At 64.9% G+C, this 13126-nt stretch carries 13 protein-coding genes; 5 read left to right on the forward strand and 8 right to left on the reverse strand.

The annotated features are described in order from the left end of the window. Positions 1 to 8 precede the first annotated feature (8 nt). Positions 9 to 866, reverse strand: a complete 858-nt coding sequence (locus BKG76_RS18765; RefSeq protein ID WP_070938929.1) for an IclR family transcriptional regulator — start codon at positions 864 to 866, stop codon at positions 9 to 11. 64 nt (positions 867 to 930) lie between these two features. Here BKG76_RS18765 and BKG76_RS18770 point away from each other — a divergent pair, with 64 nt between their 5' ends. Next, positions 931 to 2073 (forward strand): NAD(P)H-dependent amine dehydrogenase family protein, encoded by a 1143-nt coding sequence (locus tag BKG76_RS18770; RefSeq protein ID WP_083338094.1) that lies wholly within the window; start codon positions 931 to 933, stop codon positions 2071 to 2073. Here the strand turns inward: BKG76_RS18770 and BKG76_RS18775 are convergent. Continuing rightward, the gene (locus BKG76_RS18775; RefSeq protein ID WP_070938930.1) at positions 2070 to 2921 is read right to left on the reverse strand and encodes an SGNH/GDSL hydrolase family protein; all 852 of its coding nucleotides are present in this window, start codon (positions 2919 to 2921) and stop codon (positions 2070 to 2072) included. The two genes, BKG76_RS18770 and BKG76_RS18775, sit on opposite strands and share 4 nt — an antisense overlap. A gap of 96 nt (positions 2922 to 3017) precedes the next feature. Next, entirely contained in the window at positions 3018 to 4004 is a 987-nt protein-coding gene (locus BKG76_RS18780; RefSeq protein WP_070938931.1) for an acyl-ACP desaturase, read from the reverse strand. Between the two features lie 185 nt (positions 4005 to 4189). Between BKG76_RS18780 and BKG76_RS18785 the strand changes: the two genes are divergently transcribed. The 3 genes from BKG76_RS18785 to bluB are packed head-to-tail and all read left to right on the forward strand — an operon-like array spanning position 4190 to position 7289. Then, entirely contained in the window at positions 4190 to 5647 is a 1458-nt protein-coding gene (locus BKG76_RS18785) for an NCS2 family permease (RefSeq protein ID WP_070938932.1), read from the forward strand. 11 nt (positions 5648 to 5658) lie between these two features. After that, entirely contained in the window at positions 5659 to 6669 is a 1011-nt protein-coding gene (locus BKG76_RS18790; RefSeq protein ID WP_070938933.1) for a methionine synthase, read from the forward strand. Further along, positions 6669 to 7289, forward strand: coding sequence for a 5,6-dimethylbenzimidazole synthase (bluB, locus tag BKG76_RS18795; RefSeq protein WP_070938934.1), 621 nt, complete (start codon positions 6669 to 6671; stop codon positions 7287 to 7289). The genes BKG76_RS18790 and bluB overlap by 1 nt, the downstream gene beginning before the upstream one ends. On the opposite strand, the gene BKG76_RS18800 is transcribed toward bluB, so the two are convergent. From BKG76_RS18800 to BKG76_RS18820, 5 genes are all read right to left on the reverse strand, one after another. Beyond that, positions 7286 to 8107 (reverse strand): crotonase/enoyl-CoA hydratase family protein, encoded by an 822-nt coding sequence (locus BKG76_RS18800; protein WP_070938935.1) that lies wholly within the window; start codon positions 8105 to 8107, stop codon positions 7286 to 7288. The genes bluB and BKG76_RS18800 overlap by 4 nt on opposite strands. 32 nt (positions 8108 to 8139) lie before the next feature. After that, positions 8140 to 8820: an Rv1815 family serine proteinase gene (locus tag BKG76_RS18805; protein WP_070938936.1), complete on the reverse strand. Its 681-nt coding sequence runs from the start codon at positions 8818 to 8820 to the stop codon at positions 8140 to 8142. Positions 8821 to 8825: 5 nt separating this feature from the next. Next, positions 8826 to 9701, reverse strand: a complete 876-nt coding sequence (locus BKG76_RS18810) for an Rv1815 family serine proteinase (RefSeq protein WP_070938937.1) — start codon at positions 9699 to 9701, stop codon at positions 8826 to 8828. Positions 9702 to 9792: 91 nt separating this feature from the next. Further along, on the reverse strand, positions 9793 to 10545 hold the full coding sequence (locus BKG76_RS18815; protein ID WP_070938938.1) for an Rv1815 family serine proteinase: 753 nt from the start codon (positions 10543 to 10545) through the stop codon (positions 9793 to 9795). Between the two features lie 61 nt (positions 10546 to 10606). Beyond that, positions 10607 to 11023: an MmcQ/YjbR family DNA-binding protein gene (locus BKG76_RS18820; RefSeq protein WP_070938939.1), complete on the reverse strand. Its 417-nt coding sequence runs from the start codon at positions 11021 to 11023 to the stop codon at positions 10607 to 10609. A gap of 53 nt (positions 11024 to 11076) precedes the next feature. Between BKG76_RS18820 and ligA the strand changes: the two genes are divergently transcribed. Then, positions 11077 to 13122, forward strand: coding sequence for an NAD-dependent DNA ligase LigA (ligA, locus tag BKG76_RS18825; RefSeq protein ID WP_070938940.1), 2046 nt, complete (start codon positions 11077 to 11079; stop codon positions 13120 to 13122). The last annotated feature ends 4 nt before the right edge of the window (positions 13123 to 13126 follow it).

Genomic DNA, 13126 nt, shown 5'->3' on the forward strand with positions numbered 1-13126 from the left:
CGGTTGATTCAGAGCGCGGGCACCAGTCGTGCCTGCGCACACGTGAGTGTCTCGTCAAGGTGTTCGAGTGAGAGCCCATTGTTCTGCCCGAGGTGGATCTGTATCTGATATTCGGGTTGGCCATCTTGCCCGAAAATCGGCAGTACCACGAATTCTGTTGTCGAAAGCTCACTTTCAAGTATCTCAGTCACCGATTGCAGACTGACGATGGTCATGAGGGTGGTGAGTTGGCGAGCGAGGCGTGAGGTTGAGTCGACCGACTCCAACATCGCCGTCAACCGCTCGTGTAGTCCGGGATGGTCCTCGTCGAATCGCCACGCGCCATAGCCGCGAGCTCGGATGTCGGCGAGCACGCGCACATGCTGGTCGACGTCGGCGCGGGTCAGTCGCGGTTCGACCTGGCGCAGCCATTGGTCGATGGCCGGTTGGTCGCGCCATGCCATGGCCACCAATCCGAATGGCGGGTCGATGGGAAAGCGCTGTCCCAGGTCGAGTTCTGCATCGCTGGGGTGTCCCACCGCGTCGATCACCGAGATGTTCCTCGAACCGATCTTCGACAACGAGCACGCCGCGCCCAGCGTCTCGTGAAGAAACAGCAGCGCATCTCGACCCTTGTCCAAGAGGGGGTGTTGCCGGCGAAGGCCATGGACAATGGGAAGTAGCCCACTGCCCAGGGCATAACGTCGGTCTTCGCGTCTGTGTACCCATCCGCGCTGTTCCAGATCATGCAGGAGCAGCGAACAGGTCGACGTGGTGATCGCGCAGGTCCGCGCCAGCTCGGTCAATGTACTTGCCGATGGTGAATTGGCCAGTGCGGTAATGATGTCGACCACTCGTTGGGTGGGTGGCGATTTGACCGTTGACATCGTCTGAGGTCCTCCCTACGATCCCTCCGATTATTTCGAACTGGCTCTAAATATTAGGAGAAACATGATCAAGGTTGGCGTGTGGGGTCCGGGTTCAATGGGTGTCGTCGCACTACGGGCGGTGATCGACCATCCCGACCTCGCGTTGACCGACGTCGTGGTGCACAGCCAGGCCAAGGTGGGTCGCGATGCGGGAGAACTGTGCGGGACCGAGCCTGTCGGTGTCCTTGCCACTGCGGACCCGGATTCGCTTGTGAACAGCGATGCGGATGTCGTGGTCTATGCGGCGGCAGCCAACCTGCGCCCACTCGAGGCCATCGCCGACATGGTCTCGCTTCTGCGCGCGGGCAAGAACGTGGTGTCCTGCTCGGTGGTGCCCTTGGTTTATCCAGAGGCCGTCGACAACGCACTGACCCAGCCCCTTGCTGACGCTGCACTGGCAGGTGGGTCATCGTTCTTCACGACAGGCATCGACACAGGATTCGCGAATGATGTACTGCCCCTGGCGCTGTCCGGAGTCTCGCGCTCCATCACGTCGATTCGGGTGACCGAGATGTTCAACTACGCCACCTATCCGGACGCGGGCGCGGTCTACGAGATTCTCGGATTCGGAAAGCCTCCCGAGTTTGCGGCGTTCGCGGCGGCACCGGGCATCTTCACGTCTGGTTGGGGTCCGACCGTGCATCAGATTGCTCATGGCCTTGGTTGCGAGATCGAGAGAATCGAAGAGAGCGTTGAACGGCTCGTTGCCGAAGAATCATTCGACACCCCAACGGGCCGTGTCGAAGCGGGAACCGTTGGCGCGATGAGATCGATCCTCACCGGGTACGTCGAGGGTGGCCGAACTGTCGTCGTCGACCATGTCAGCCGAATGCACGACGATCTGGCGCCGCATTGGCCGCAGCCGCGGATATCCATGGCGCCCAGGGATCTCGGTTTCGGTGGTGCCAGTGGCCGCGGCGTCTATCGTGTCGAGATCAACGGATCGCCGGACATTCTCTGTGAGCTCGAGCTGGCGGAAGACCACGACCACGACCTCGGTGCGCGTATTGCCGGTGCCGCGCGCATGGTCAACGCGATCCCGGCTGTCTACGCGGCGAAGCCAGGATTGTTGTCGGCGTTGGACCTTCCGATCATCACCGGTGTCGGGCTGATGGGTATCGATCCCGGATCTTCCCCCGACAGCCGTCTGGTGGGGCGCGGTTAAACCCCCGCCGAGCGCATCGCGATGGCTACGCGCTCGGCGACATACTGGCGGCCAGGAGCGGTGGGGTGCATGGGAATTCCCTCATCGCCGGCGCCGGTTCCGGTCATCGAGACGTAGCGCTGGAAGTCGGCGGCACACACGCTGTGGTCGCTACTGGTCGCCGGGATAACCGGTGTGAAACCCGCCTTGGCGGACTCGGCGATGATCGTGTCATTGAGCTGGCGCTGCAGGCCATTGAGGAAGGTGATGGTTTCCTGGGTGTTGATCAGTCCGACCAGACATCCCTTGGCATCCGCGGGCAGGATCGGCAAGTAGCCGACGGTGAAGACGCGCGCATTCGGCGCCGCCCGGCGTATCGCGGCGTACGCGCCCGTCAGTTTCGGGCCCACCGAGGCCACGTTGGCGCTGAACTGCGCCTTCTTTTCCGGCGGGCAGCTCAACGCGAACAGGCAGTCGGTGGCGATCTGCTCGAAGCCGGCGTCGTTGCCGCCGATGGACACGATCGCCACCTTCGTATCGGGGGACAGTCCAACGATCTGCGGGCCCCGGGTCGAGGTCGTGAACACATCGGTGGACAGTGCACCCACGCACGAGTAGTCGGCGAATGTCATCTGCGGGAACGACGAAGCCACCAAATGCGCGACGTTGTCTGTTGCCTGGTTGCACGCGGTGCCGACGGGGCCGGTGATTGCGGCGGCATTCGACCCCGCGGCCATGAACGAATCCCCGATCGAGACCAGCTGGGCACCCGCGGCAGGCTCGGCCGAAGCGATCGAGGGCACGCCCGCGGTCGCCGCCACCACCGCGGCAATACCGATCACCGCCGAGAGCATCCCCAACCCGCGCATGTGTTCCCTCTCCTGGCCGCAGGCCCGAAGATGGCCCCGATCAATGGTACTGAACGGCCTATCGCCGTTTGCCCACGTCGGCGTTACGTCAGAGGGTCACACCTTGGCGGCCTGGCGCTCGGCGCGCCTGGCCTGACGTTCCAGGTACCTGGCCTTGACCTCCTCGAAGTCGGAGGCTGTCTTCTTGAGGTCGGTGATGATGCGGTCCAGGTCCTCGCGGTACCACTCGCCCTCGCCGCTGATGTCATCGCGCTCGAAGATGTGCCACTTGCGCAGCACGGGCTGCACCACCTCGGCGAGGTGCAATTGCGGGTCGTAAATGCCGCCGGTGGCGATGGTGACGGCGTTGCGGCGGAATCCGGGGATCGTGTAGCCGGGCATCGTGAAGTTGTCGAGCACCTTGTGGATCGACTTCAGGGCCTGATCTGGCGCAATTTCGAGACCGGCCTCGACCATGTTGCGGTAGAAGATCATGTGCAGGTTCTCGTCATGGGAGATGTGTTTGAGGAGCTCCTGGGCGATGGGTTCTGCGCAGGCGACGCCGGTGTTGCGGTGCGAGACGCGGGTGGCCAGCTCCTGGAATGACACGTACACCACCGAGTCGAACAGGCTGTCGGCGAACATATGATCGCCGCCCTGGCGGTTCTGGCCGGGGGAGAATCCTCGGGTCATCTGTTCCATGCGTAGCTTTTCCAGCTCCACGGGATCGACGGAGCGGGTGACCACCAGGTAGTCGCGGATGGCGATGCTGTGGCGGTTTTCTTCTGCTGTCCAGCGGTTGACCCAGGTGCCCCAGGGCCCGTCCATGGTGAAGTTCATCGCGATCTCGCGGTGATAGGCGGGCAGGTTGTCCTCGGTGAGCAGGTTGGTGACCATGGCCACCCTCGCCACCTCGGAGAGCTTGCATTGCACTGGATCCCAGTCCTGACCGCCGAGGGCCTTGTAGTTCTTGCCCTCGGTCCACGGGACGTAATCATGGGGGTTCCACTCTTTGAACACCCCGAGGTGGCGATGGATGTTCTCCTCGACCACGGGTTCGAGCTCATGCAAAAGCTCACGGTCGGTGAATTCCTTCTGCGGCATGGATGCGGTCCTCGGTTTCAGGGTTATCTGTGTCTAAAAGTGACACTTACATTTGATCGAGTGCCCGTATGGCGCCGCTAGTGACGAAGGTCCTCTGCCGGGAGTGGAAAGTCCTTCCTCGTCGGCGAGCCCGGAGAGCGGTTCCGTCGGGCGGCAGGTAGCCACGGCCTGTACGTTCAACGGCTATGACTGCGCTCCTGGACCGGTTCTTCCGGATAACTGAACGGCAGTCGACAGTCGGGCGCGAGGTGCGTGGCGGGATCGTCACCTTCTTCGCGATGGCCTACATCGTGGTGCTCAACCCACTCATCATCGGTGGTGAGCCGGGACGCGCGCACAACGTCGACGTGCTGGGTCACGTGCTGCCGGTAGGGCAGGTAGCGGCGGTCACGGCCCTGGCCGCCGGGGTCATGTCGATCCTGTTCGGATTCATCGCCAACTATCCGTTTGCGCTTGCCGCGGGGTTGGGTATCAACAGCCTTCTCGCGGTGTCGTTCGCGTCCCAGATGAGCTGGCCCGAGGCCATGGGCTTGGTGATTGTCGACGGCATTATCATTGTGGCGCTGGGTATCTCGGGCTTTCGCGCCGCAGTCTTCCATGCGATTCCCGACGAGCTGAAGGCCGCCATCGCCGCCGGAATCGGGTGCTTCATCGCGTTCATCGGGTTCGTCGACGCCGGCTTTGTGCGGCGCATCCCCGATGCCGCGAATACCACGGTGCCCGTGGGTCTGGGCATCAACAACTCGGTGGCCACCGTCCCGACGCTGATCTTCGCCGTGGGTGTGCTGCTGATGGGAATCCTGGTGGTGCGCAAGGTTCGTGGCGGATTACTGATCGGCATCGTGGCGATGACTGTCGTGTCGATGATCGTGCAGGCCTTGTTCGACCGCGGTGCCCAACCCGCCGACACCAAGGGGTGGAATCTCACGGTGCCCAACTGGCCGATGTCCGCGGGCGGTATGCCGGATCTGAGCCTGCTCGGCCAGGTGGACATGTTCGGCGCCTTCACCCGGGTGGGGGTGCTGTCGGCGACGGTGCTGGTTTTCGCGTTGGTGCTCTCGAACTTCTTCGACGCGATGGGCACCATGACAGGCCTGGGCAAGGAGGCCGGTCTGGCCGACCAGCACGGCACCCTGCCGGGAATCGGGCGGGCGCTCAGCGTCGAAGGGGTGGGCGCCGTGATCGGGGGTGTCTCCTCCTCGTCGTCCAACACCGTGTTCGTCGAGTCGGCCTCCGGGATCGCCGAGGGCGCCCGAACCGGACTGGCCAATGTGGTGACCGGACTGCTGTTCCTGGCGGCCATGTTCTTCACACCGCTGTATTCGGTTGTGCCGCTGGAGGCTGCCGCGCCGGCACTGGTGGTAGTCGGGGCGATGATGATCGGTCAGCTTCGCAGCATCGACCTCACCCGATTCGACTACGCGCTGCCCTGCTTCCTGACCGTGGTGACCATGCCGTTCACGTATTCGATCGCCAACGGCATCGGTGTCGGGTTCATCAGCTGGGTGGTCCTTGCCCTGGTGTCGGGGGAGCGCGGGTCTCGGCTTCGTTCCGTGCACCCGCTGCTGTATGTGGTGGCGGCGTTGTTCGTCGTGTACTTCGCCAAGGGGCCGATCGAGGATCTCCTGGCACGCACCGCCTAACGTTCTTGTCTGTGACTACATGGGCGAACGGAACGGGTGTCGGGTCCTGGCCGGGCCAGCAGGTGCGGCCCGCGACCGAGATCGTGACGGCCGAGCTGCCGCTGGCCCATATCGTGGAGCTGCCGGCACGTGGGGTGGGTGCCGATCTGATCGGGCGGGCCGCCGCGCTGTTGGTAGATATCGCCATCGATGTGGTGCCCACCGGGTATCGGACCACCGCTCGCCCTGGTGCGGTGGTCCGGCGGGCGCGTGGATTCCTGGACGAGGACGTGGACGCGCTCGAGGAGGAGTGGGAGCGCGGCGGCCATCGCGGCAGCGACCGCGCCGTCAAGGTGCAGGCGCCGGGGCCGGTGACTCTGGCGGCACAGCTGGAACTGCCCAATGGTCACCGTGCCATCACCGACCCGGGCGCGGTCCGTGATCTCGCGGCGTCGTTGGCCGAGGGTTTGGCCATTCATCAAGCCAACCTTTCTCGTCGGCTCGGCGCACGCATCGTGGTGCAGCTCGATGAGCCGTCTCTGCCTGCCGCACTGGAGGGCAGGCTCTCCGGGACCAGCATGTTCTCACCGGTGCATCCGATCGATGTGCCCACCGCGATCTCGTTGTTGGATCAGTGCGCCGAGGCGGTCGGTGGTGAGCTGCTGGTGCATTGCTGCGCGGCCGAACCTCCCTGGGAACTGTTGCGTAGAGCCAATATTCGTGGGATTGCGGTAGATGCCGCCTATCTGGCCGACGCGCAGGCGCTCGATGGTTTGGCCGCGGTGCTGGACACCGGTAAGGCCGCTGTGCTGGGCGTGATTCCGTCCAGTGCGCCGAGTATGCCCGTTTCGGCCGAGGTGCTGGCCACCCGCACCGCCGCGCTTGCCGACAAACTCGGCTTCGGGCGGGCGGTGCTGCGCGATCGGATAGGCATCAGCACCAGCTGTGGTTTGGCCGGTGCCGACTTCGAATGGGCGCGCACGGCAACCGAATTGACGCGCAAGGTCAGTGACCTTATCAACGCGGACGCGGAGGCGCTGTGATGGACGTCTATCAGGCCATCGCCACTCGCCGGGACGTGCGGGCCGAGTTCACCGGGCAGGTCATCGACGATGCGACGTTGATGAAGCTGCTGCAGGCCGCCCATCGCGCGCCCAGCGTCGGGAACAGTCAGCCATGGGACTTCGTGGTGGTGCGCGAGACCGAAGCGCTGGACACCTTCGCGGCGCATGTTGCCGATCACCGACAAAGGTTCGCCGACAGTCTCCCGGAGGAACGACGAAACACCTTTGATCCCATCAAAATCGAAGGCATCCGGGAGAGCGGCACCGGCGTGGTCGTCACGTATGACCACGGGCGGGGCGGCCCACACATCCTGGGGCGCCACACCATCTCCGATGTTGGCCTGTTCTCGGCGGTTCTTGCCATCCAGAACCTGTGGCTTGCGGCGGTCGCCGAGGGGATCGGTGTCGGCTGGGTGTCCTTCTACGAGGAACAGTTCCTGTCCGAATTAATCGGCGCGCCACCGCACATCCGGCCGATCGCCTGGCTGTGTGTGGGGCCGGTGCACGAGTTCGCGGAGCGGCCCGATCTGGAGCGATTCGGCTGGCGCAGTGGGCGCCCCCTGCAGGATGCCGTGCACTGGGGTAGGTATCGCCCCTAACGTCCCTTGAAGTCGGGTTCCCGCTTCTCGAAGACCGCGCCGATGGCTTCCTGGAGGTCCTCCGACGGCAAGAACGCGGCGTTCCAGGTCGAGACGTACTTGAGGCCGTCGGCGACGACGTTCTCGCGTTCGCGGCCCAAGACGTCCTTGACGCCCTGCACCACCAGCGGCGGATTGGCCGCGATCTCGGCGGCGGTGGCGTGTGCGGCCGCCAGGGTCGCCTCGGGGGTATCGAAAACGTCGTTGACCAGACCGATCTTCTCGGCCCGGGCGGCGTCGATGTCCTTGCCGGTGAACGCCAGTTCACGCAGGTGGCCGTCGCCGATGATCGGCGGAAGCCGGTGCAGCGAGCCGATATCGGCCACGATGGCGACCTTGGCTTCGCGCACGCTGAACTTCGCCTCGGAGCTTGCGTACCGGATGTCGGCGGCCGCGATGAGGTCGACGCCGCCGCCGATGCACCAGCCCTGAATCGCGGCGATGACCGGCTTGCGGCACTCGGCGACGGCGGTCACCGAGGCCTGCAGCCGGCGGATCTCGTCGAGGAAGTCGGTACGCGGTTTGGCCAGTGCCTTCTCGGCCAGCAGCGGCATGAAGGTGCCTGCCATGGCCGCCAGGTCCAACCCGTAGCTGAAATGCGCACCCGCGGCGGCGAGAACGACCGCCCGTACCTCCGGGTCGGCATCCAGCTCGGTGAAGATCAGCGGCAGTTCCCGCCAGAAGTCCGGTCCCATCGCGTTGCCCTTACCGGGGCCGATGAGGGTGACCTGGGCGATGTGCCCGGTGATCTCGACGGTGAAGGCTTTCCAGTCAGACATGGCCTGAGCCTACGGGTCCGGATAATCGACGCTCAGGCGGGCAGCAGGCCGGTGCGGTCCTCGCGCAGCTGTTTGATCACCGACGGCCACGACATTGCCCAGGACTGCACATCGTCGCCGGACTGGCTCGTCATGAAACCGCGAATGATGCCGACGAGCACCGTGCGGTCGCCGACGTGGGTGTAGACCGGGCCGCCGGAATCGCCCTTGCCGATCACCGGGCCGTTAAACCTGAACCAGCCGTTGCCAAGTCGCGTCACCGATCCGCACGCGTCGCCGGTGGTGTGACCGGTCCGGCAGACGGGCATGCCGACGTCGGGAGCGACCGTGTCATCGCGTTCGAGGCGCTGACCGTTGGCCAGGACGTCGTTCAGCGGCAATCCGTCATCGATGGAGATGGCCTCGTAGTCGATCGTGTACTCGTTCTCGTAGACCGGGCCCTCGGGGGGACGGTTGTCATGTGCCATCACCTTGTGCCCCACGGCGGCACCGTCGCCGTTGCGGATGATGCCGTCGCCGTTGAAGCAGTGCCCGGCGGTGATACCCACGCGGAGTCCGGGATCGACATAACCGAGCGTGCAGCTGAGCGAGCCCTGGTAGATCAGCATGCCGGGATATACGAGCGGGGGATCGGCATGTGTCGGCGCTGGATACACGGCGGGGAGCGCGCACAGCACCGCAACGATGGTGGTTATCCACAAAAACGGGCGCATGAGTGTTAGGGGACAACAATTCTCGCGGGACCGGAGGGCCGGTCATCTGAGGGCGCGGGCGGCAGGACCATCGATGGTGCCTGCGGGTTGATCGCGACCGGCGGTGGTGCCTGGGGGCTGATCGCGACCGGGTTCGCGACGCTGCCCTCGCCGGGGCGGCGCGCGGCCGCGATATCGTCCCGGATCTGCTGCTGCACCGTGGGCCAGGACAGCGCCACGGTGGATTCGCGATGGGTCTGGTTGGCCGTGAAGCGCGCGCTGACGATTCCGACGATGGCCGCGTTGCCCGGTGAGGTGACGGTGTACACGGCGCTACCGGAGTCTCCGTGGTCGGCGGGCAGGCCGTCCACCAGGAACCAGCCGTTGCCGAATCCGGCGATGGCGCCGCACGCCTCGCCGGTGGTGATACCCACTCGGCACACGGGCAGGCCGTCCCGGGGCACGACCGCCGGATCAACTCCGAGTCGCAGCCCGTTGGGCAGCACATTGTTGATCGGTACGCCGTCGTCGAAGGCGATGCCCTCGTAGTCGATGCGGTAGTCGTCGCGCGACAGCGGACCCTCGGGCTGGATGTTGGACTGGGCCACCGCGAGCTGTCCGATGCGGAGGCCGTCGTTGGTGAACACCGGACCGTTGCCACCGCAATGCCCCGCGGTGACGCCAACGCGCGCGGCCGGGTCCACGAAACCGAGCGTGCAGCTCAGCGATTCCTTACCGGGTGGGCGCTGGATGATTTCCATACCGGGGTAGATCAGTGGGTCCGCATGTGCCGCAACCGGGTTGGCAAGACCAACGCCGGTCAGAGCGGTGACGGCCGCTGCACACACCGTCAGCCGTCCCCATGGGCCGGTCCGTCGACTCTCATCGCCGACACTGGTCACGCCGTAGCTCTCTGTCTGCCACGTTCACCGTCAATAAAGCCCGACCAGCATCAGGAGAGCACGCGGCACGACTCTCTGTGTCGCTACGAGCCTATGCGAATCGGGCGTCCTGTGGTGCAGGAAGTGCGGTTGGGGCAGGTGAATCCCCAGGTGGCGGGGTGGCGTCGGGTGATTTTTCGAGGTCTTCCCGCAGTTGATTGAGCACAGTCGACCAGGAAATCGCGGTGGTCTGGACCACGCCGGTATCGATGTTACGGGTGATGCCGCGTGCGATTCCGACGATGGCGCCGTGCCCTGGCGAGGTGATCGAGTACACCGCGCTGCCCGAGTCGCCATGGTCGGCGGGTAGTCCGTCGATCTCGAACCAGCCATTGTTGACCGTGGTGACGGTGCCGCAGGCCTCGCCGGTCGTGACGCCGTTGCGGCAGACCGGCAGCCCGGTCTGCGGCTGGATCCCGCTACCGCGTTCGAGTCGAATCCCGTTGGGGAGTATGTCGTTGATCGCCACGTCGTCACGGAATTTGATGGCCTCGTAGTCGATCACGTACTTGGTGCCGTCGATCCGGTCGCCGTCGTGAAGGTTGGAGCCGGCGATGACGAGGGCGCCGATGAGGTCGCCTGCCGAGTCGTACACCGGGCCGTCGGTATCCATGGCGCAATGGCCCGCGGTGAGACCGATCCGGGCACCGGGATCGACGTATCCGAGCGTGCAGCTCTGGGTTCCCTGAATGATCTCCATCCCGGGAAACACCAGAGGACCGTCGGCGCGTGCGGAAGGCGCCGCGGCGATGGCGGTTAGTGCCGCCCCGGCCAGGACACTGCAGAATCGATTGGCAACAGACACTGTGCGCCCCAGCCTGTCTCTGTGAGTGGTAGGCAAATTTTGAGGTAGAGCGGGGGGATTGTCAAAAGGTTCTGTCGTCCTGATCCAGCAGCTTGAGCAGCCGTTTGGTGGCGATCAAGCGGTATGAGGCATCCAGGAGCTCGGCGACCTCGTCCCAGTCCACCTCGGAGGCGGTGAAATCCAGTCCGAGCCAGCCGTAGGGCCCCATGTACGCCGGATAGTAGAAGCGTTCGTCCTGTAAGAGTGCGGTGCGTTCGGAATCGTCCACCTTGATCAGTACCGAGTACGGGTAGGCGGTCATCTCACCCTTGGTGGCGCCTTTTGCGTTGCCGCCGAACATCGCGAAGATCTTGCCCGCCTTGAAGACGGGTCGGCCCCACGAGATCTGTTCGGCCGCTTCCGGCAATGCGAGCGCCAGTTCGCGCAGTTCAGCCAGGCCGGGATCGTGCTCGGTGAACATGATGGGGTGTGTGCCCATGGGCACATCGTAGGGTTCGGGAGCTGTCGGGTGGGTCCGTTAGCCTGCCGGGTATGGATTCCGACATCCAGCGCCAATGGGGCGAGCTGGCCGACGAGGTGCGTGGCCATCAGTTCCGTTACTACGTCAAGGACGCCCCGGTTGTCTCGGACGGCCAGTTCGACGAGCTGCTGCAACGACTGACGGCGCTGGAAGAGCAGTACCCCGAGCTGCGTACACCGGATTCCCCCACACAGCTGGTGGGTGGTGCGGGTTTCGTCACCGAATTCAGGTCGGTCGATCACCTGGAGCGAATGCTGAGCCTGGACAACGCATTCAGTTCCGAGGAGCTGGTGGCCTGGGATGCCCGGGTGCGCGGCGACATCGGGGAAGAGCCGGAATATCTGTGTGAACTGAAGATCGACGGCGTGGCGCTCGCGCTGGTGTACGAGAACGGCGTGCTGGTGCGTGGGGCCACCCGCGGGGACGGGCGCAGCGGCGAGGATGTCACCCTGAACGCCCGGACCATCGAGGATGTGCCGGAAAGGCTCACGGAGTCAAAGGAATACCCGATACCCGCGCTCCTGGAGGTGCGCGGCGAGGTGTTCTTCCGGCTGGAGGATTTCGAGGTGCTGAACGCTTCCCTGGTCGAGGAGGGCAAACCGCCGTTCGCCAACCCGCGCAATAGCGCCGCGGGCAGCCTGCGGCAAAAGAACCCGGCGATCACCGCCCGGCGACGGCTACGGATGATCTGCCACGGGCTTGGCCGCGCCGAGGGTTTCTCGCCGGAGAGTCTGCATGACGCCTACTTGGCGTTGGGAGAGTGGGGTTTACCCGTCTCGACGCACACCACCAAGGTGCGCGGTATCGCCCAGGTACAGGAACGCGTGAACTATTGGGCCGAGCACCGCCACGACGTGGAACACGAGATCGACGGCCTCGTGGTCAAGGTCGATACCGTGGCGCTGCAGCGCCGCCTCGGTAGTACCTCGCGCGCGCCCCGCTGGGCCATCGCCTACAAATATCCGCCCGAAGAGGCGACGACCGAGCTGCTCGACATCCGGGTGAGCGTGGGCCGCACCGGACGGGTCACCCCGTTCGCGTACATGACCCCGGTGAAGGTGGCCGGATCCACGGTGTCCTTGGCCACCCTGCACAACGCCTCGGAGGTCACACGCAAGGGTGTGCTGATCGGTGACACCGTGGTGATCCGTAAGGCCGGTGACGTCATCCCCGAGGTGCTGGGGCCTGTCGCCGATCTGCGAAATGGGTCCGAGCGCGAATTCGTCATGCCCACAACATGTCCCGAATGCGGCACCACGCTGGCACATGAGAAGGAGGGTGACGCGGACATCCGTTGCCCCAACTCGCGTAGCTGTCCCGCGCAACTGCGTGAGCGGGTCTTCCACGTGGCGGGGCGTGGCGCATTCGATATCGAGGCCCTCGGTTATGAGGCGGCGATCGCGCTGCTCTCGGCCGGCGTCATCGAGGACGAGGGCGATCTCTTCAGCCTTACCGCCGATGACCTACTGCGGACCGATCTGTTCAAGACCAAGAGCGGGGCGTTGTCCGCCAACGGAAGTCGGCTACTGGACAACCTGGACAAGGCGAAACAACAGCCACTGTGGCGGGTGTTGGTGGCGCTCTCGATTCGCCATGTCGGCCCCACCGCGGCCCGTGCGCTGGCCACCGAGTTCGGTGACCTGGAGGCCATCGAGGGTGCGTCCGTCGAACAACTGGCCGCCGTCGAAGGCGTGGGAGCCACCATCGCCGCGGCCGTGGTGGATTGGTTCACCGTCGACTGGCATCGGGCCATCGTCGACAAGTGGCGCACCGCGGGTGTGCGGACTGCCGATGAGCGTGACGAGTCGATACCGCGCAACCTGGAAGGGCTGTCTATCGTCGTAACCGGCTCGCTCCCAGGGTTTTCCCGTGATGAGGCCAAGGAGGCCATCATCGCCCGGGGTGGCAAGTCCGCGAGCTCGGTGTCCAAGAAGACGGCGTTTGTGGTCGTCGGTGACGCGCCAGGGTCCAAGTACGACAAGGCCGTCGAGCTAGGGCTGACCATCCTCGATGAGGACGGTTTCCGGGCCCTGCTGGCCGACGGGCCGCCCGCGTAGTGCC

This window comes from Mycobacteroides franklinii, from assembly GCF_001853795.1.
GTDB lineage: Bacteria > Actinomycetota > Actinomycetes > Mycobacteriales > Mycobacteriaceae > Mycobacterium > Mycobacterium franklinii.

Coding starts and splice junctions, on each gene's coding strand:
- BKG76_RS18785 (WP_070938932.1), top strand. CDS start 4,190: ATGACTGCGCTCCTGGACCGGTTCTTCCGGATAACTGAACGGCAGTCG.
- bluB (WP_070938934.1), top strand. CDS start 6,669: ATGGACGTCTATCAGGCCATCGCCACTCGCCGGGACGTGCGGGCCGAG.
- BKG76_RS18805 (WP_070938936.1), bottom strand. CDS start 8,820: ATGCGCCCGTTTTTGTGGATAACCACCATCGTTGCGGTGCTGTGCGCG.
- BKG76_RS18800 (WP_070938935.1), bottom strand. CDS start 8,107: ATGTCTGACTGGAAAGCCTTCACCGTCGAGATCACCGGGCACATCGCC.
- BKG76_RS18780 (WP_070938931.1), bottom strand. CDS start 4,004: ATGCCGCAGAAGGAATTCACCGACCGTGAGCTTTTGCATGAGCTCGAA.
- BKG76_RS18770 (WP_083338094.1), top strand. CDS start 931: ATGATCAAGGTTGGCGTGTGGGGTCCGGGTTCAATGGGTGTCGTCGCA.
- BKG76_RS18775 (WP_070938930.1), bottom strand. CDS start 2,921: ATGCGCGGGTTGGGGATGCTCTCGGCGGTGATCGGTATTGCCGCGGTG.
- BKG76_RS18820 (WP_070938939.1), bottom strand. CDS start 11,023: ATGGGCACACACCCCATCATGTTCACCGAGCACGATCCCGGCCTGGCT.
- BKG76_RS18765 (WP_070938929.1), bottom strand. CDS start 866: ATGTCAACGGTCAAATCGCCACCCACCCAACGAGTGGTCGACATCATT.
- ligA (WP_070938940.1), top strand. CDS start 11,077: ATGGATTCCGACATCCAGCGCCAATGGGGCGAGCTGGCCGACGAGGTG.